Below are 20022 nucleotides of genomic sequence, written 5' to 3'. Positions count from 1 at the left end.
TAGGTAAAATAGACTCATTTTAGGTATAAATCAGTCCTGTAGAGAAGGCATGCACCAAGCCAACCTGCGGGACTGATTTATTTTTAGGGGGAGGATCAATTGCTACAACATGGCAAACGTACGTTCTTTTCTCCCTTGCCTGATATGCTATACTGTTTAATAGAATGTTGTTCGTTGGAAAGGAGGCCGCATCATGTCGGTCCGCTTGTTAATTGGCCGCTCTGGTAGTGGTAAAAGTACGTTAATCCGCAATGAAATGACGTCTATGTTACGCGAGGAGCCGCTAGGTAAGCCTATGCTGTTACTTGTACCGGAGCAATCGTCATTTGCTTCCGAGCATGCGTTACTTACAGAAGCCGGAAACGGTATTCAGGGGTCGGTGCGCGCCCAAGTGATGGGATTTCATCGTCTTGCCTATTTAGTTATGCAGGAAACCGGGGGTTCAGCACTGGTGCCTGTAACGGAAGAAGGCAAGAAGATGCTTTTATATAAAATTATTCGTCGTCGCAAGGATGAACTGAGCTTGTTTAAGGATTCGGGAGACCAGCTCGGCTTTGTGGATCGGTTGAATACATTGTTTACGGAGCTAAAGCAGTATGGAAATGATACTCGGTCTGTACCCGAGCAACTGGAGCGAATGAACGCTGTGGGAGAGTCAACTCCGATTTTGCGCGGCAAGCTCAAAGATATCAGTCTAATTTACGAGGATTTTGAACGAGAGCTGACGCTTAAATATATAGACGGTGAAGATACGCTGCGCATGCTGGCAGAACAGATTGCGGAGTCTTCCCTTGTGCGTGGAGCAGACATTTGGATGGATGGCTACCGTAGATTTACACCACATGAATACAAGGTGGTGGAGCAACTTATGCTGCATGCCTCTTCGTTGACGGTGGCGCTGACTTGCAACCGAAGCTACGAGAGCGGACAGCTTCCGCATGAGTTGGATTTGTTTCATCCTTCGGCGGCTACCTATGTAAAGCTCAAAGGAATGGCGGACGAGCTGATGATAGAGACGCAGACACAATTACTTCGCCCTGATCCGTTGCCGAGATTTAAGGAGCGTCCAGCGTTGGCATATTTGGAGGCTAACTTTGAACATCGTACAGGGTTACGGAATCAGGAACAACGGATGCGGCTGCAGCAGCTACGAGAGCAGTGGACAGAAGAACAGCCGGAGGGCATAAAACTGTACACTGCGGTTAATCGCCGTGCAGAGCTGGAAGGGGCTGTACGCGAAATGCGCCGTCTGGCCCGAGATGAAGGCGCGCGTTACCGGGAGATGGCTCTGTTTGTACGTCATATTGAAGATTATGAGCCATGGGTGGAACCGATATTCAAACAGTATGAGGTTCCAGTATTTCTGGATCAGCGAAGAAGTGTATTGCATCATCCTTTGGTGGAATTGATTCGGGCTTCGCTGGATATCGTGCAGCGGCGTTGGCGATATGAGGATGTATTCCGTGCGGTCAAAACAGACCTTCTCTTGCCGCTGGATGGTCGGGTGAGCCGTGAGGAGATGGACCGTTTGGAAAACTATGTTCTGGCCTGCGGAATACAAGGCAGCCGTTGGACAGACGGTCGGCCGTGGCAGGCTGTGCCCAGCTTGTCACTAGAGCTGGAGGAGCAAGAACGGAACCGTAGGCGGGATGAAACGTTGGATTTGATGGAGCTGTGCCGGGATGTGATCGTGACGCCTTTACGTGCGTTTGAGAAACGTATGGGCAAGGCACGAACTGCACTTGAGAAGTGTGAAGCGGTATATCTGTTACTGGAAGATGCAGAAATCGGCCACAAGCTGGACGCCTTCATTCATCAGGCAGAGGAAGCAGGAAATCCTGAGCAGGCGAAGGAGCATCGTCAGGTATGGGATGCAGTGCTTGAACTACTGGATCAGATCGTCGAAATGATGGGTGATGAGAGACTGGATACCTCTTTGTTTGCGGGCGTGCTGGAAACGGGATTGGCCGAGTTCCGTATGGGACTTGTTCCGCCAGCTCTGGATCAGGTTCTGGTCGGAAACACGGACCGTACACGTGTGTCCGGTATTCAACATGCCTTTGTGCTAGGTATGAACGAAGGTGTGATGCCGGCTGTATTCCATGAGGACGGTGTGCTGAATGAGCAGGAGCGTACGGCATTAAACGAACGAGGCGTAGAGCTGGCGCCGGATATGACAAGACGTCTGTTGGACGAACGTTTTCTCGCTTATACGGCCCTTACCTCAGCCGGTAAAAGCCTGTGGATGAGCTATGCAGTGACTGATGAAGAAGGCAAGTCGTTGTTGCCGTCTGAGTTAGTACGACATGTGCGGCACCTGTTTCCTAGTTTGGACGAACGTCCGTTGGCTGGATACCCTTTGCCTGGGGATGCTTGGACGACGCAATGGGAGTATGCTTCTCATCCGTCCGAGGCTTTGCCGCAGCTCATTGCGCAATTACGGCATTGGCGACGTGGCGGTGACATTTTATCTCCTTGGTGGGAGGTATATAACTGGTATGCAAGCCAGCAAGGGCGTGAGAAGGACAAGCTGCGTCAGTTGTTAACCTCACTTTTTTATGAGAACCATGCTGAAATGCAGAAGGAAACGAGCCGCCGTCTGTACGGTAGCAAGCTGCGTACCAGCGTATCTCGTATGGAACGTTTTGTGGCATGTCCATTTTCGCACTTTGCCTCTCACGGTCTTCGTTTGAAGGAACGTCAAATGTATCGCCTGAAGGCCCCGGATATCGGACAATTATTCCATGCAGCGCTTGGAGAGATGGCGATCAATCTGCGTAAACGCAATGTCAGCTGGGGCAGTCTCAGCACCGAGGAATGCCGACAAGAGGCGGAAAGTACAGTGGAGCGTTTGGCTCCTCGTCTGCAAGGCGAGATTTTAATGAGCTCCAAGCGGTATGGCTACATTTTGCGCAAATTGAAAGACATCGTGAGCCGTGCTTCGTTGATTTTAGGTGAACATGCGCGAAGAGGTAGTTTTGAGCCGATTGGGCTGGAGTTGGACTTTGGACCGGGTCAGCAGCTTCCTCCGTTAAGCTTCCGGTTAGATAACGGCGTTGTGATGGAAATTGTCGGACGGATTGACCGTGTAGATGTGGCAGAGGGAGAAAAGGGGTTACTTTTGCGTGTCATCGATTACAAATCTAGCCAAAAGGATCTCAAGCTGCATGAAGTGTACTATGGCCTGTCCTTGCAAATGCTCACCTACCTGGATGTGCTGCTGAATGCGGCGGAGGAATGGTTGGGCGAGACTGCTTATCCAGCGGGTACCCTGTATTTTCACGTCCACAATCCGATGTTGCAGTCGCCTAACGGTCTTAGCGCAGAACAGGCCCGCCAGGAGCTTTTGAAACGTTTTAAGATGAAAGGATTATTGCTTGCAGATCGGGACGTAGTTGGACAAATGGATACAGCATTGGACAAAGGATATTCCTCTATTTTACCTGTTGCGGTGAAAGCAGACGGCAGTTTTTATAGCAGTGCTTCGGTTGCTTCGCCGGAACAGTGGGACAGCTTGTTAGCCTCGGTGCGTAATAATATTCGGACGATTGGCACACGGATGACAGAGGGCGATGTGGCCATTGAACCTTATCGAATCCAGCAAGAGACGGCTTGTACCTTCTGTTCTTTTAAGCCTGTTTGTCAATTTGACGACAGTCTGGAGGGCAGTGGCTACAATCAATGGGGTAAACCCGGTAAGGATCAAATCTGGAATCTGTTGGGTCATACGCAGGAAGGGAAAGGAGGAATGGACCAATGATAGACACGTCAAACACTAAAGACATGCCGAAGCCGGAAGGCAGTATGTGGAGCGATGACCAGTGGCGTGCCATTTCGGAATCGGGTAACAACATGCTGGTCGCGGCAGCGGCAGGGTCTGGTAAAACAGCGGTGCTCGTAGAGCGTATTATTCGTAAAATTGTCGATCCCCAGCTTGGCTTCAGCGTGGATCGGTTGCTGGTAGCAACCTTTACGAAGGCTGCAGCCGCCGAAATGCGTCAACGGATACGCGAAGCGTTGGAACGTGTGTTGGAACAGGAACCGGAAAGTGAGCATGTACGCCGCCAGCTGTCGTTGCTGAATCGGGCCTCGATTACAACGCTTCACTCATTTTGTATGGAGGTCATCCGCAGGCATTATCAGGCCATTCCTCTTGATCCTGGTTTTCGGATTATGAATGAGCATGAGACAGAATTGTTGCGTCAGGAGCTTCTAGAAGAACTGTTTGAGGAGAAATATGAGGCTCATGATGAAGGTAGTACATTCCGCAGACTGGTCGACTGGTTTAGTGGAGAACGCACCGATGATGCAATGTACGTGCTTGTTCAGCGGTTGTATGATTTTTCTCAAAGTCATCCTTGGCCAGAACATTGGCTGCGGGAGACAGCGGCAGCATTTCGTGTACAGGATGTAGCCGCTTTGGGAGAGACTCCCTGGGTTCGCAGCATTTTGACAGATGCCGTACTTTCTTTGCGCGGAGCAGCGAGCTTGCTGGAACAGGCGCATGAAATAGCTATGCAGCCCGGCGGTCCTGCACCTTATGCCGTGACGCTGCAAGAGGATGCGGCGATGGTGAAGGGATTACTGCAAGAGCTGGAGACACAGCCGTGGGCATCTCTATATGATCATTTTCAGACAGCTGCCTTCGGTAAGCTCAAGCCGGTCAAAAAAGATCAGACTGAGCCTGCATTGCAGGAACGGGTTAAGACGCTGCGCGAAGCAGCCAAAAAAATGATTACAGATATGAAGGCTTCCCTGTTTGGCAGGAGAGCAGAAGCCTATTGGGAGGAGCTGCACGCCGCGGCTCCGCTGATGGACGAATTGGTAGAAACCGTGATTGTATTTGGGGAACGATTTCAACAGCACAAGCAGTCAAAAGGGTTGGTGGATTTCGGGGATTTGGAACATTATTGTCTGAAAATATTACGACATCCCGATTCTACTCCGTACAAGCTACTACCTTCCGACGCTGCACTCGAATACAAGGCGCAATTTGACGAGGTGCTGTTGGATGAGTATCAGGATACGAATACCGTACAGGAAGATATCGTTAGGCTGGTATCACGGGAGGAACCGGGTAACCGTTTTATGGTGGGCGATGTGAAACAGAGTATTTATCGGTTTCGGCTGGCGGAGCCGGGTCTGTTTTTGAATAAGTATCAACGGTACGGCATGCAGGAGCAGGAAGATGGCTTTTTAGTTGATCTGGCGCGTAATTTCCGCAGTCGGCAGGAAGTTGTCGATGCGGTCAATTTGGTGTTCCGCCAGATTATGAGTGTGGATGTGGCGGAAATTGAGTACGATGAACGAGCCTGGCTGGTACACGGCGCATCCTATCCCGACCCCTCGGATCAAGACACTGCATCTGTATACGCACCTGAGCTGCTCTTAGTTGATAAGGGTGGACAGGGTCTTTCCGAGGCTTCGGAGCTGTCCGAAACGGGGGATGAATCTGCTCTACAGGAAAGTGAACTGGCTGAGCTTGCGGAGCTAGAAACGGCACAGTTAGAGGCTCGTGCGATCGCGCAACGGATTAAAGAACTGACCGGAGACACTGGACAACCACTGTTGATTTACGACAGAGGGTTAAAAGCGATGCGCCCGGCAGTCTACGGCGATATCGTCATTTTGCTTCGTTCCGCAAGCGTGTGGGCCCCCCTAATTGTAGAGGAACTGCGGCTTGAGGGCATTCCGGCTTCAGGGGAGCAGACGACAGGCTTTTTTAAAGCAACGGAAGTTGAGGTGATGTTGTCTCTGCTGCACATTATTGATAATCCGCAGCAGGACATCCCGCTTGCATCCGTGCTTCGTTCGCCGATTGTTGGCTTGACCGAAGATGAACTTGCACAAATTCGGTTGGAGAAGCCGGATGGATTATTTTATGACGCATTGCTGGCGGCAGCAGAAGTTGACCCACTGGAAGAAAGTGAAAAAGGGATCTCAGCTGACATCATGGAGTTGGATCTTTTCCCTAAGGACTCTTTATCTTCATCTGACTTTGGTAATAGAAATGACGGGAATACGTTATCTGCCCGACTACGTTCATTTTTGCGTAACTTGAAAGCCTGGCGGCAGGAAGCCCGACAAGGAAGCTTAAGTGCATTGATTTGGAATGTGCTGGAGGAAACAGGATATCTGGATTGGGTCGGTGGACTGCCTGGCGGCTCACAGCGTCAAAGCAATTTGCGGGCGCTATATGACCGAGCGAGACAGTATGAGACTTCTACGTCCAACCGAGGATTATTCCGATTTCTGACCTTCATTTCCCGTCTACGGGAGCGAGGCGGTGATTTAGGATCCATTAGCGGGGGGACTGAACCCGATCAGGCTGTCCGTATTATGACCATTCATAAAAGTAAAGGACTTGAATTCCCTATCGTGTTTATTGCTGGGACAGCAAAAATGTTCAATCAACAGGATCTCAATGCGCCGTTTCTTATGCACAAGGAGTTGGGGTTTGGTCCTAAATATGTGGAGGAACAAAATCGTGTCAGCTACCCTACACTGCCTAATTTAGCGATCCGCCGACGCTCACAGCTGGAGCTATTGGCTGAGGAAATGCGGGTGTTATACGTGGCGCTTACGCGTCCGCGTGAAAAGCTAATTATGACCGGAACCGTGAAGGACCTCGCTTCGCGCGCAGCGGGTTGGGCACGTGCCAAAGAACATACGGAAACGGTCTTACCAGACTATATGCTGGCGGCAGGCCGCAGCTATCTGGACTGGGTAGGTCCTGCTTTGATTCGGCATCCTTCTGCTACTTTGTTGAGGGAAGCGGCAGGTGATCAGGATGGGTACTATCACAGGCTGGAACATATGCGGGGAACAGACTGGTTATTTAAAATCGTAGCCTCGGAAACACTTTCCGGCTCTCGTGTGAACTCAGATCATGAGGAAGAGGTGTCGGGCGAAGAACGCCAAAAGAAGACAGAAGCACTGAGAAATGCGGAGCTAATCGACTTGAACGAAGAGAGTGAAACGGATATTGAAGCTGCTCTTTCCTGGATCTATCCGTATGAACGGGCTGGCAAGACGGCAGCCAATACATCGGTTACTGAGATGAAAAGATGGCTGGAAATGCAGGAGATAGGTTCGGGCGATTGGCTGAATCTATCTAACTCTCTACTAGCAGAGTTACCGGAGGATCGGGAGGATTCTCACACTGTGGGAAGTCAATTACACTTGCGCAGACCTAAGTTTATGGGGAATCAGCGACTGACTCCAACGGAACGAGGAACAATCTATCATACGTTGATGCTGCATTTGCCATTAGATAGGGGGATGAGCGCCGAAGTTATTGAGGAAACCAAGGCTCGTTTGCTCAATCAGCGTATGTTACTGGATGTTCATGCAAAGGCGCTAGATACGGATAAAATATTACGCTTTTTCACTAGTGAGCTGGGTAGCAGAATGCTGGGGGCATCCCATGTTCAAAGAGAGCTTCCGTTTACTTATACCATGCGGGCAATCGATTACTGGAACCACAGCTTACCATCGATGTCACCAGGACAAGAAACAGATTCGGAAGGTGGACAGGACGGCGATAAAGTGCTGATGAACGGGATTATTGACTGTCTATTTGAAACTCCCGAAGGACTCGTGCTGGTGGATTATAAAACAGATCGGATATCTGAATATCGTACACTGTCCCATTTAACAGACCAATATCGTTTTCAATTGGAGCTGTATGCCCGTGTGATCGAAGAGATTACAAGCAAAAAGGTCGCTGAGAAGTGGCTGTATTTTTTAGAAGCTGGAGAGAGTGTACAGCTGTAGTTATATAGATAGGGAGAGGAGGAATAGCATGCGGATTTTGCATACAGGTGATTGGCATTTGGGCCGCACGTTGGAAGGACGCAGCCGTTTGAAGGAGCAGGAGGCGTTTTTGGAAGAGTTGGCGAAAATGGCTGACGATCAGCAGGCCGATTTGATTATGATGGCTGGAGACGTATACGACTCAGTCAATCCTTCGGCCGCAGCCGAGCAATTGTTTTATGAAACATCTGCCCGTCTTACGGCTGGAGGAAGACCACTCGTCGTCATTGCGGGCAATCATGATCAGCCGGAAAGGGTATCCTCGGTCACACCGCTGGTGAGCGGGCGTGGAATTACGTTGCTGGGACTGCCCCATGGGGAAGCGGTACGCGTTCGTACACCGCGAACGGGTGAAATGGCATGCATTGCAGCCTTGCCATATCCGTCCGAGTCTCGTCTGAACGAGCTATTGTCTGAAGACGGAGATGAAACAGTCTTGCGCGAGGCATACAGTCGCCGTGTGAGCTTGCTGATGTCACAGCTGGGCACAGCATTTCGGCCTGACACCGTTAATTTGTCGATGAGCCATATTTATGTGCTCGGCGGGCTGGAGTCGGATTCGGAACGTCCGATTCAGGTCGGGGGGGCGTATACCGTAGATCCGTCTGCTTTGAGCATTGGGGCACAGTATACGGCTCTAGGACATTTGCATCGTCCCCAATATGTGAAGGGAGACGGGCTGATGCGTTACAGTGGCTCGCCGCTGGCTTATAGCTTTTCCGAAGCCGGACAAGCCAAATCGGTTACGTTAATTGACGTGGTTGCTGGCAAGCCTGCTCAGGTCGAGGAACTGTATATCACCAGTGGACGCCCATTAGTGAGGTGGCGCGCACGGGGAGGTCTGGAGGAAGTATATCGCTGGCTGGACGAAGGATTGGATGCCGATGCCTTTATTGATCTGGAAATTACGCTGGATGAAGCGATGTCGATGGGAGATATTCAGCGGCTGCGCAAAAGCCGTGAAGGCATCATTCATATTCGCCCCATGTATCCAGAAATGGCTGCCGCACAGCTGGAGCACCAACGATCAGAACTGCCAGTGCATGAGTTGTTCCGGGCATTCTATCAGCGGCAGACAGGTGGAGCACAGCCAGATGACGGATTAGTACAGTTGTTTCTGGAACTGGTGGAACAGGATGATGCAAGAGACCACGCTGAGGAGGATGACACATGAAACCAATCCTTCTAAAACTGGCGGGGTTGCAAAGCTACCGGGAGTCGCAGGAAATTCGCTTTGACGATTTGACCGAAACTGGGTTGTTCGGAATTTTTGGCCCAACAGGTAGTGGAAAATCAACGCTGCTGGATGCCATTACGTTGGCTATGTACGGTAAAGTGGAGCGGGCAGTGAATGGTACACAAGGCATTATGAATCATGCTGAGGATACGTTGTCTGTTGCATTTACGTTTGAATTAATGTCAGCTCAAGGTCCTCGTCGTTACCGTGTAGAACGACGTTTCAAACGTGCTGGAGGCGTATCGGTTAATAATACGCTTAGCCGTTTTATTGCGTTAACAGAGGATGGCGAGGAAGTGCTTGCCGATAAGGTGCAGGATGTGACGCGCTGTGTGGAGGAGTATATCGGCCTGAAAATGGACGATTTTACACGAGCTGTCGTATTACCGCAGGGAAAGTTTGCGGAATTCTTGTCCTTAAAGGGCAGTGAACGCAGACAGATGCTACAGCGTTTGTTCCATCTGGAGAAGTATGGAGACCAACTTGCAAAAAAGCTAAGCCGTCGTGTGAAAGATAACGATATCGCACTGAAATCGTTAGAGGCAGAGCAGCAAGGGCTGGGAGATGCCAGTGCTGAAGCGCTTGAACATGTAGAGTTGCGTCTCAAAGAGGCGATTGCCAATGCAGAAGCTTCGCGTCGTGAGCTAGAGCGTGTCTCACGTGAATGGGAGGCGCTAAACAAAACCCGTGAGCTGGTCGTCGAGCTCAGCCAAAGATCGAACGAGCTGGAGCAGTTGGCAGCACAGGAGCCGGGCATTGCTTTGCTGGAGCGCAAGCTTCGACAAGCATCTGCAGCCGAGGCATTGCTGCCTGCGCTGACGGATTGGAAGGAAGCCATTGCTGAAGCGGAAAAACGGCAAAAGAGTGCCGAAGAAATGGAAGTCTTGGCCACTACCGCGCAGGAGGCTGCGCTGGTGTCTGCGCAAGCAGATGAGCAGGCCCGGCAAGCACTCAGTGTCGAAGAACCGAAGCTATTGCTTCGGATCGACCAACTAGAGCAGGCACTTCAACTGGAGCGTGATACGGAAGCATTGCGTATTGAACGGGAAAGCCTGGCGGCCGAGCTTGTGCAAAGCGAACAAACCCTTGCTGAACATGCAGAAGGACTCGCAAAGGAACAAGAGCTACAGACGCGAGGCTTGAAGCGACAGCAGGAGCTTCAACAAGAGCTAAAGCAAAATGAAGTGCGGGCAGATGAGCGGCGTATGCTGCAAGAGGCTGTGCAACGGTTGCAACAGCTGGAAATCGCGAATGAGCAATTGCGTGAAGCTGAACTGGAGTACACCGCTCAGGAGAAACGGCTTGCGCAAGCTGACGAACGTCTAAAGCTGACGGACCAGGAGACACAGGAGACAGAGGCACGGCGTTCTGCCCTTGCTGCACAGGCAGCTGATGGTATTGAGGCATTGCTGACGTTGGAGGCAGAGATCACCGCCGATATGTCGTCACTGGCCTCCGAGGAAGAACAACTGCGCCACGAGCTCCGTGCCGAGGAGCTGGGGCGTCTCGCTCAGCATCTCGCTGCCGAGTTGCGCGAAGGCGAGCCGTGCGCAGTGTGCGGCTCGCTGCATCACCCCGCGCCTGCCGTCGTTGCGGCGCATAGCGCGGATGCCGCTGCGCCAGATGAGCTGCACCGCCTGCGGCTTGGTTTGCAGGAGCTGCGCCTCACACTGCGCCAGCAGTTGCACGAGCAGCGCAGCTTGCTGGCGCAGCCCGCCACCGCAGACAGCGGCGCTGCCGCCACGGGCGAGCCTTTCACGCCTGCGGCAGCGCCAACAGAGCCGCGCGGTATTGCCGCTTGGGTGGAGCGCTGCACGGCGCTGGAGCGTGCTGCGGCAGAGCTAGCCGCACGTGCGCATGCACTGCCTGCCGAGGCACAGGCGCTACGCGAGGCAGACGCCGCCGGACAGCAGCGGCGCATCCGTGCTGCTGCCGAGCAGGAGGCAGCAGCTGCAGCGCTGACGCAGGCACGCAGCAAGCGCGAGGCATGCACCACGCGCAGCGAGGGGCTGCGCGCCGAATGGGCGGCGCAGCTGCCGGATGTCGCTCCGAGCGAAGCCGCGGAGCGTTACCGTGTCATGCAGGAGCGCGACGGGCGTGCGGAAGAACTGCGGTCCCGGCTGGAGACGAGTGTGACCTTCCTCGAAGGAAAGGCGGCGCGTGTTCAACAGATACAGCAGAGTATCATCGAGGAGGACAAAATCATTATTGCCCGTCGTACAGGGCTCCAAAGCAAAGATGATTCGCTTCGTGAAAAGCTAGCACAGCTCCGAAAATGGGTTGGAGATGGCCAAGCGGCTTCATTGTTGGAAGAAGCGACCTCGCGACTGTTGGGACTGAAAAACGGAGCCGAAGCCGCGGCACGCCGCCGTACCGAAGCGGAAGAACGCAAGCAGCAAGCCGTTCATGCTTCACTGATTGCCCGGCAGGCCTCCGACTCGGCAGAAGAAAGACGTCAGATGGCAGAGTCCCGTTGGGGCAGCCGTCTGGAAGCCTCCTCTTTTGCTACGGAAGCAGAGGTTATGGAATGTTGCTTGGGACCGGAAGAAGTCGCACGTTATGAACGTGAAGTGAGTTTGCATCGAGAACGAGAAAAAGAGCTGTCTTCCCGCTTAAAGCATGTCGAAGAGCAGCTGAATGGAGCAACGGTAACAAAGGAACAGTGGGAAACGACCACTGCGCAGCTGCGCGATTGCCGTACACGCGACGAAGAGGCGCTTCAGAATCGCGCCAAGGCTGAGCGTGATTTAGAGGACTTGCAGCATCGACACGTCCGCTGGATGAAGCTGGAGTCCAATCGTATACATTTGCGTAGCGAAGCGGAAAAAATGTCCAAGCTCCAGTCTGTTTTTCGTGGCAATGCCTTTGTTGAATATATTGCCGAGGAGCAGCTCATGCAGGTTAGCCAGTCGGCTTCACGCCGCCTGCGTTTTCTGACCAAGCAACGTTACGCGCTAGAGGTAGATTCCAGCGGTGGTTTTGTCATTAGTGACGATGCCAACGGTGGGGTCAAACGTCCAGTATCGACCTTGTCCGGTGGCGAAACGTTCCTGACCTCCTTGTCGCTTGCGCTTGCGCTGTCGGCTCAAATTCAATTGCGGGGCCAATACCCTCTGCAATTTTTCTTTCTGGATGAAGGCTTTGGAACGTTAGACCCTGAGCTGCTTGACACAGTGATCACTTCACTGGAAAAGCTGCACCACGATCAATTGTCTGTTGGTGTGATTAGTCATGTGCCTGAACTACGGGCCCGTCTGCCGCGCAAGCTAGTTGTTCTTCCAGCAGAGCAGGCTGGAGGCGGCTCACGTGTGGTTATGGAAACTTTTTGAAGTAATGTGATACAGGTCACAGATACAGTTTCAAACTATTGTTATAATACAGCCAAGCCGACAAGTTAATCATACAGCACCCCGGCGGACGTATGCTGCGGAAGAAATCTTCCCGTCATACGTCCGTTCAGAGGGGCTCTGCCAAGAGCTCCCGGGGTGCTTCTTTTTTTTGCAAGCCGGAATTCGCCCAATTTGATGTAGCAAATAGCCCGTTTTTGAATAACATACGGTATACATGCAAGAGCCTAGGAGGAAACAACCATGGAAAAAAGCATGACAACCGAAAAAGTTACAGCACCGGAACAGACGGATGCTAAAACACTATGTCAAAAGCATATGCATCGTTATGTATGCGTATGGGTGAAGGACGGGACAATGTATGATGGCATTGTAGAGCATGTGGATGATGAAAAGATATACTTAGCCGTTCCTATGGGTGGAGACGAGATGGAGAAAGTCAATGTTAATCTCCCATATCCACCTAACAATTGTGGCTGCGGCTCCCGTGCTTATGGTGGCTATGCGTCTTATCCTCCGTATCCGTACCCGTACCCGTATCCAGTACCCGCTTATGCATATGGGTTCCCATACGGACGCCGTCGTTTTAATCGTTTGATTCTGCCACTTGCAGCGTTGACAGCGATTAGCTTGCTGCCTTATTACTAATCCTGATTCCTTAGTCGCCAGATATACTGAATTCTCTGCTCTCTCCCGCCTACAGTTCTTGTACAGTACAAGTGACTTTAAGGCGCATCCATACATCATCACCATGCAAGGCTGTTTCTTCCATTATGAAGAAACAGCCTCTTTTTCACGTAAACCATCCCAAATATGATCCAATAATTGAAACTGTATCAGTACAGTTCAATGAAATGAAGTATCCTGTTTATCCATAAACCATGGTAACATCTAGCGTGTAAAGAAACATAAGACGGAATAAGCATGTAATGAAATAAGCATGTAATGAGTATGTAAAGAGCAGGTGGGAGGATATTGTGAAAAAATACGTTTCAATTTTATTGGATATAGAACTTAAAATTCGCGAGGGACAATATAAATCAGGTTACAAGCTGCCGTCGGTCCGTGAGGCTTCTGAATTATACAGGTGCAGCAAAAGCACTATTCTGCGGGCATATGCTGAACTTGAAAAGAAACACGCCATCTATTCCATACCGCAAAGTGGATACTATGTAGTGGAAAATTCGGGCGATTTACACCATAGCCATATGCAAGACTCCGTTGATTTTGCTTCGGCCTCCCCCGATTTGAATGTATTCCCTTATCTGGATTTCCAACATTGTTTGAATCAGGCTATTGACACCTACAAATATCATCTGTTCACCTATGGTGATTCGCAAGGACTGGAAACACTGCGTCATACATTGGTTTCCCATTTAGCCGATACTCAGGTGTTTGCAAAAATGGATCGGATTATCGTTACTTCGGGTGTTCAGCAGGCATTGGAGATACTCGCTAAAATGCCGTTTCCCAATGGCAAAGAAAAGGTTTTGGTCGAGCAGCCAAGTTACGATATATATTTGCGTTTTCTGGAGGAAGAGAACATACCCGTCAGTACCATCGTCCGGACAGCGGAAGGTATGGATTTTCACGAATTGGAGAACCAATTTAAGAACGAGAGCATCAAGTTTTTTTATACCATGTCAAGATATCATAATCCATTAGGAGTCTCTTACAACACAGAGGAGCGAAAAGCAATAGCTGCCTTAGCCGCCAAATATGATGTGTACATCGTAGAAGATGACTATATGGCAGATTTGGGGGCTGATCATCTTTTTGATCCCATTTATGCATACGACCAGACGGACCATGTTATTTATTTAAAAAGCTTCTCGAAAATCATTTTCCCCGGCTTACGATTAGGAGTTGCGGTATTGCCAGAATCCCTATTGAAGACGTTTAATACCTATAAAAGATATGTCGACACATCTATTTTGTCTCAGGCGGCGCTTGATATTTATATTAAAAATGGAATGTATGAACGCCACAAGCACACGATATGTAAACTGTATTCGGAGCGCGTTCGTGCTCTTAACAAGGCTGTGGAACGATACAATCAGGGCGGATACGTTCAGACTTCAGCTGTAACCTCAGGAGTTTATATGCAGTTTAAACTGCCTCGGACGGTGAATTTGGAACGTTTGGTACAGTGTCTTTCCGCGAGGAACATCCAGGTTGTAGCTGGGAAAGGCTTTTATTTGTCAGGCTATAGGGAACAAGAGAAGTTTTTGCGCATAAGTATTTCGCGCTCGCAGTTGGATCAAATTGATGCAGGGGTGAAAGCTATTATAGAGGAAGTTAGTAAGGGAAACTGGTATTAAGACCCTTTTTCCGTTATGATACATATAGAAACATAAGTATAACCAAACATGGCTGTATATGTTTCTATTCAGTGCGGGAAATACATAACTTTGAATGCCGAGAGCAAGGGCAGTTTTTGCCTATTTACTTATGATCGGCTCACTGCCAAAGGAGGGTTTTGAATGGACGATCTGTTTTTGAAAATTGTGGATGGAACCATCCCCAGCAAAAAGGTGTTGGAAACCGACAATGTGCTCGCATTTCATGACATCCAGCCTGCGGCGCCAGTACACGTGCTCATTATTCCCAAAAAATATATTCCTTCGATGAACGCTGTGACGGAGGAGGATCTTCCTCTTATCGCGGAGATTCATCGTGTTGCGGTTGAGGTTGCGAAAAAGTTAGGAATCGCTGAGTCTGGCTATCGGTTGATTAACAACTGTGGCCCAGATAGTGGACAAGCGGTGGGGCATCTGCATTATCACTTACTGGGCGGCGCCAAATTGGGTGCCTTGACAGGTATTTCGGACTCACATTCTTAAAAAATGACAGAGCTTGTCTTTTCAGTAATACGGAAGTGAATGGAGAAAAATGGCCCTTTATGTATTCATTTTTTCTTATAGGTTGACACCTGGTTTCCGTTTCACCTATAATAAAATTTGATGAACCGTGTTATTGCTCTTGGACGGTCTGGTCGGAGGGAGGGAAAACTGGTGTCTGAAACTAAAGTTCGCAAAAACGAGACAATTGATGCTGCACTTCGTCGCTTTAAACGTTCCATTGCTAAGGATGGCGTATTGGCTGAGGTGAAGAAACGCAAGCATTATGAAAAGCCAAGCGTAAAGCGCAAGAAAAAGTCCGAGGCTGCTCGTAAGAGAAAGTTCTAGGAGGATCTAAGCAATCATGAATTTGAGCGAACGATTGAACGAAGATATGAAGCAAGCAATGAAGAGTAAGGACAAGTTCAAACTCTCCACCATTCGAATGGTTCGTTCTACGATTAAAAATCTTGAAATAGATTTGAAACGGGATTTGGACGACAACGAAGTGCTTGATATTCTGAGTCGTGAGATCAAACAGCGAAAAGATGCCCTCCATGAATTTGAAAAAGCCGGTCGTGATGAACTTGCGACAAGCACTAAAGCAGAAATAGAGATCATCGCTCAGTACCTTCCCGAACAACTTTCTGAGGAAGAAATTAAAGTTATTGTACAGCAGACCATCCAGGAAACCGGTGCTTCTTCGAAAGCCGAGATGGGGAAAGTAATGACGGCCTTGATGCCTAAGGTAAAAGGCCGCGCTGACGGTAAGCTCGTGAACCAAGCGGTTCAGCAATTTCTGCAATAAACCTGCGACAAACAGGAAAACACAACACCCTCTGTTTACAGAGGGTGTTATTTCTATATAAGCGATGCCTACCATAGAATGTAATGATGAGAAGATTCTTATATGTAAGCGTTATTGTTAATTGTGTGAAACGTGATGTCCGTTGGGTGCGTAAAGTATCTGACAGCCGTCAGGATTAGCAATATACCCAATAATTTCACATTAAATCCTGAAAAATGTATAGTTTGTCTAACAAAGTTTGGTATGCTGTAACATAGAAAGGTCGAAAGGGGGGAGAGAAATGCATAGAGAACATCACCACTCCAGTCGCAAATTGATCTTTTTAACGTTGTGGATTATGGTATCCGTTTTGCTGTTACCCTTAGTTCATTCCGAATCAGCGGCGGCCCAAACTAAAGGTGGAGCTGTGTTTGTTATACCAGTTGATCAGAAAATTGAGCAAGGTCTGGGCAAATTTATGGAACGTGGATTTGCAGAAGCAGCAGATTCCAAAGCAGGTCTGATTTTACTGGATATTAACACTCCCGGTGGACGGGTAGATACAGCGGAGAAGCTGGGCAAACTGATTAAAGACAGTCCAATTCCGACCGTAGCCTATATAAGGGGCGAAGCGGCCTCAGCGGGTAGCTATATTGCGTTGAGCGCAAACAAGATTGTTATGAAACCGGGGAGTATTATCGGAGCAGCAGCGTTAGTAGACGGCAGGGGGCAGGCTATCACAGATCCAAAAACGATAGCTTGGTGGAAGAGTAGCATGGCATCTGCCGCAGAAGCTGGAGGACGTAATCCGGATATTGCCAGAGGTATGGTTGACTCTAAAACGACCATATCTATTCCAGAGATGAACTTTAATAAGGAAAATGGTCAGATCATTTCTTTAACCAGTGAGGAAGCGCTGAAGTTGGGTTATGCAGATCACATCGCGTCTTCCGAACAAGAAGTTATCCAGTGGATGGGTTACAGCACGGATGATGTAATTCATGTGGAGCAAACATGGGCTGAAAAAGCAGCCGAGATATTGACCAACCCAATTGTGCAGACGTTGCTTTTATTTATCGGTATCGCGGGTGTCGTTATTGAGCTGCTCGTACCCGGTTTTGGTGTACCGGGAATTTTGGGCATACTCGGGTTTGGGTTGTATTTTTTCGGCAATTATATCGCTGGTTTTGCAGGTTCGGAGACGTGGTTGTTGTTTATTATCGGTCTGGCTCTGCTTATCCTTGAAATGTTCATCCCAAGCTTTGGTATTTTGGGCATTTTGGGTTCAGTCAGCCTTGTCGTCGGAGTTGTTCGCGCAGCATACAACATGCAGCACGCGTTTATATCTTTGGGCATTGCCTTTGCAGCTGCGGTTGCCGTGGTGGCGATCATCGCGGTTGTATTCAAGGACCGAGGGATATGGAACCGTTTTATACTTAAAGAAAGTTTAACAGCTGAACAAGGTTTTTCTTCAGTTGTGAACCGGGAAATGCTATTAGGTCAAAGTGGTGTCAGTCTGACACCACTTCGTCCAGCCGGAACGGTACTGATCGCTGATGAGCGAGTCGATGTTGTAACGAACGGCGAGTTTATTGCTACAGATATGCCGATTATAGTATCCAAAGTAGAAGGTGGGCGTATTGTGGTCAAGGCAGACACTAGCGTCTAAACAAGTAAACAACAAAGAATTAGATTAATGGAGGATGATGCGAGTGTTCGAATCAGGTATTGTCAGCGTTTTGCTGATTGCCGTTGTAGTGATTATTGTATTGAGCGTATTTTTCAGTTTCTTCCCGGTGATGCTGTGGATTTCAGCATTGGCTTCGGGTGTGCGCATTGGTATCATTACGCTGGTAGCTATGCGGTTACGGCGCGTCACGCCAAGCCGAATTGTCAATCCGCTCATTAAGGCAACCAAGGCGGGTCTGGGCTTGAACATCAACCAGCTGGAAAGCCATTTTCTCGCAGGAGGGAATGTAGACCGAGTGATCAATGCGTTGATTGCTGCGCAGCGAGCTAACATTCCGCTTGAGTTTGAACGTGCGGCAGCGATTGACCTTGCGGGACGGGATGTTCTGCAAGCGGTCCAAATGAGCGTTAATCCGCGTGTTATTGAGACACCTATTGTGGCTGCGGTAGCCAAGGATGGTATCGAAGTAAAGGTTAAAGCTCGTGTTACGGTGCGTGCCAACATTGATCGACTTGTTGGGGGTGCCGGAGAAGAAACGATTATTGCACGGGTCGGTGAAGGTATTGTTACAACCGTAGGTTCCAGTAACTCGCATAAGGACGTATTGGAGAATCCAGATTCAATTTCAAGAACTGTATTGTCCAAAGGTTTGGATGCCGGGACAGCATTTGAAATCTTGTCCATTGATATTGCGGACGTTGATGTAGGTAAAAACATCGGTGCTTTTCTACAAACAGAGCAGGCGGAAGCGGACAAACGTATTGCGCAGGCAAAAGCGGAAGAGCGGCGTGCGATGGCTGTAGCGCAGGAGCAGGAAATGAAGGCACGTGTTGTAGAAATGAGAGCACGCGTGGTGGAATCCGAGTCCGAAGTGCCGCTGGCAATGGCTGAAGCGCTGCGTGGCGGGAAGCTTGGCGTCATGGACTATATGAATTTGAAAAATATTGAGGCAGATACGCAAATGCGTAGCTCCTTAGGCAAACCGAATGAGAACTCGGGGAATGACAACAAGAACCGGGATTAATAACGGGACATAGCCGATGAATGACGGCAGCTAGGTGGTGAGTAATGAACTTTATCAGCTGGATCTTTGAACATTTGTATATCCTGATCGTGATTGGCTTTGCTTTGGTGTCCTTCTTGGGGAAAAGCATCCAAGGTACAGGGCGGAAATCACCGCCGCGAAAAGGTATGCCTACCTTTGGGGGGGATCAGGGTTCTCGCGGGCTCTCGACGTCATCCAGACCCTTCACAACGGAACATGGGCAAGAGCAGCGTCAGCAGGATGTTGCTGGTGAGTTGCAACGTCAATTTCCTAATGAACGACGGGCGGTTATGGAGGCTCGTCGTATAGAAGAAGTGGGCGATCGGTCGGAAATGGAAGAACGGATGGACCGGGATTCATTAGATAACGGTTCGACTCTAGAGGATCGGATCCGTGCTATGGAAGAAGAACGCAGATTGGTTTTAGCCCGTCTCGATCGTATATCCAACGCGAGGGAGTCAGGGGAAATTACAGATGCGCCAGAGATAGCTTCACAAGAACGTAATACGGTGGATACGGCTGATCTGCGCAGAGGTGTGATTTGGGCAGAAATATTAGGTCCTCCGCGTTCCAAGCGCTACATGGGTGGAGGAAGACGTTAAAATGATAGTGGATCCGTCACGGCTTTGGCTGTGGCGGATCTTTTTTTGTGATGCTTTAGGGATACATAAGCATGCTCAGAATAAAAAGTGAATTAACGACAAATGCTCTAATTACCTGACAACGAATGTGATAATCTCTTGTGTGCCCTAGGTTTCTAACATTTGCTGTCATCTAAAATGGTGGCATTTTGTCTAATTTAGGGCCTCATTTATGAAAATATATTCGTGAGAAATGATCAAATGTAACAATATGAATGAAACTTTCTGAAAGCAGTTTTCATTTTTTCTTTTTTATATATAATGTTCTCAATGATAGATACTTATGAAATTTACTCCATATTTAGCTAAAAATTGATTTAAATTGAGGTGATAAACAAGGTTATAAAAATGAAAAATTAATTTTTAGGAGGATGGAATGGATGGGGAATAGCTTGTTCAGAAAGAAGAGCATTGATCAGTTGATTGCTGCTACGCGGGGGGAAAAAGCACTCAAAAGGGAACTAGGTGCGTTTGATTTAACGATGCTTGGAATTGGAGCCATTATTGGAACGGGGATTTTTGTGTTGACAGGTACGGGAGCAGTTGGGACTGACCCCCGTTTGTGAGACAGGGATCAAAACACCTTTCAAGTTTAAGCAGCCAGTCGCCTGTAATCTACC

At 49.3% G+C, this 20022-nt stretch carries 12 protein-coding genes and 1 pseudogene; all 13 read left to right on the top strand.

Features of this window, described 5'->3' with window-relative positions; genetic code table 11:
- The first annotated feature begins 193 nt into the window (after positions 1-193).
- Positions 194-3760, top strand: coding sequence for a helicase-exonuclease AddAB subunit AddB (gene addB / locus NLX74_RS23590; RefSeq protein WP_254330590.1), 3567 nt, complete (start codon positions 194-196; stop codon positions 3758-3760).
- Complete coding sequence (gene addA, locus NLX74_RS23585; RefSeq protein WP_254330588.1) at positions 3757-7776, top strand: helicase-exonuclease AddAB subunit AddA; 4020 nt, start codon at positions 3757-3759, stop codon at positions 7774-7776. Before addB ends, addA begins: the two co-directional genes overlap by 4 nt.
- A 28-nt stretch (positions 7777-7804) precedes the next feature.
- Entirely contained in the window at positions 7805-8989 is a 1185-nt protein-coding gene (locus NLX74_RS23580) for an exonuclease SbcCD subunit D (RefSeq protein WP_254330587.1), read from the top strand.
- On the top strand, positions 8986-12381 hold the full coding sequence (locus NLX74_RS23575; protein WP_254330585.1) for an AAA family ATPase: 3396 nt from the start codon (positions 8986-8988) through the stop codon (positions 12379-12381). The genes NLX74_RS23580 and NLX74_RS23575 overlap by 4 nt, the downstream gene beginning before the upstream one ends.
- A 261-nt stretch (positions 12382-12642) precedes the next feature.
- Positions 12643-13047, top strand: a complete 405-nt coding sequence (locus NLX74_RS23570) for a hypothetical protein (RefSeq protein WP_254330583.1) — start codon at positions 12643-12645, stop codon at positions 13045-13047.
- Positions 13048-13376: 329 nt separating this feature from the next.
- Positions 13377-14720: an aminotransferase-like domain-containing protein gene (locus NLX74_RS23565; RefSeq protein WP_254330581.1), complete on the top strand. Its 1344-nt coding sequence runs from the start codon at positions 13377-13379 to the stop codon at positions 14718-14720.
- A 162-nt stretch (positions 14721-14882) separates the two neighbouring features.
- Positions 14883-15242 (top strand): histidine triad nucleotide-binding protein, encoded by a 360-nt coding sequence (locus NLX74_RS23560; RefSeq protein WP_025722131.1) that lies wholly within the window; start codon positions 14883-14885, stop codon positions 15240-15242.
- Positions 15243-15413: 171 nt separating this feature from the next.
- Positions 15414-15587: a 30S ribosomal protein S21 gene (gene rpsU / locus NLX74_RS23555; protein WP_005547957.1), complete on the top strand. Its 174-nt coding sequence runs from the start codon at positions 15414-15416 to the stop codon at positions 15585-15587.
- Between the two features lie 16 nt (positions 15588-15603).
- The gene (locus tag NLX74_RS23550; protein WP_013311146.1) at positions 15604-16047 is read left to right on the top strand and encodes a GatB/YqeY domain-containing protein; all 444 of its coding nucleotides are present in this window, start codon (positions 15604-15606) and stop codon (positions 16045-16047) included.
- 280 nt (positions 16048-16327) lie between these two features.
- Entirely contained in the window at positions 16328-17695 is a 1368-nt protein-coding gene (locus NLX74_RS23545; protein WP_254330579.1) for an NfeD family protein, read from the top strand.
- Between the two features lie 43 nt (positions 17696-17738).
- A complete protein-coding gene (gene floA / locus NLX74_RS23540) occupies positions 17739-18740 on the top strand; it encodes a flotillin-like protein FloA (protein ID WP_039272282.1) in 1002 nt (333 codons plus the stop codon).
- Positions 18741-18784: 44 nt separating this feature from the next.
- Positions 18785-19363, top strand: a complete 579-nt coding sequence (locus NLX74_RS23535; protein WP_254330577.1) for a hypothetical protein — start codon at positions 18785-18787, stop codon at positions 19361-19363.
- 419 nt (positions 19364-19782) lie between these two features.
- Positions 19783-19965: pseudogene (locus NLX74_RS23530) on the top strand (amino acid permease); the annotation flags it as partial.
- Positions 19966-20022 lie beyond the last annotated feature (57 nt).

Origin of the sequence: Paenibacillus sp. MZ03-122A (assembly GCF_024213325.1) — a bacterium.
GTDB lineage: Bacteria > Bacillota > Bacilli > Paenibacillales > Paenibacillaceae > Paenibacillus > Paenibacillus polymyxa_B.
This window is presented reverse-complemented; position numbering and strand designations above follow the sequence as displayed.

What these genes read in the sequence shown, in the direction of transcription:
- addA (WP_254330588.1), top strand. Translation starts at nt 3,757, where the DNA reads ATGATAGACACGTCAAACACTAAAGACATGCCGAAGCCGGAAGGCAGT.
- NLX74_RS23535 (WP_254330577.1), top strand. Translation starts at nt 18,785, where the DNA reads ATGAACTTTATCAGCTGGATCTTTGAACATTTGTATATCCTGATCGTG.
- NLX74_RS23560 (WP_025722131.1), top strand. Translation starts at nt 14,883, where the DNA reads ATGGACGATCTGTTTTTGAAAATTGTGGATGGAACCATCCCCAGCAAA.
- addB (WP_254330590.1), top strand. Translation starts at nt 194, where the DNA reads ATGTCGGTCCGCTTGTTAATTGGCCGCTCTGGTAGTGGTAAAAGTACG.
- NLX74_RS23545 (WP_254330579.1), top strand. Translation starts at nt 16,328, where the DNA reads ATGCATAGAGAACATCACCACTCCAGTCGCAAATTGATCTTTTTAACG.
- NLX74_RS23570 (WP_254330583.1), top strand. Translation starts at nt 12,643, where the DNA reads ATGGAAAAAAGCATGACAACCGAAAAAGTTACAGCACCGGAACAGACG.
- NLX74_RS23575 (WP_254330585.1), top strand. Translation starts at nt 8,986, where the DNA reads ATGAAACCAATCCTTCTAAAACTGGCGGGGTTGCAAAGCTACCGGGAG.
- NLX74_RS23550 (WP_013311146.1), top strand. Translation starts at nt 15,604, where the DNA reads ATGAATTTGAGCGAACGATTGAACGAAGATATGAAGCAAGCAATGAAG.
- NLX74_RS23580 (WP_254330587.1), top strand. Translation starts at nt 7,805, where the DNA reads ATGCGGATTTTGCATACAGGTGATTGGCATTTGGGCCGCACGTTGGAA.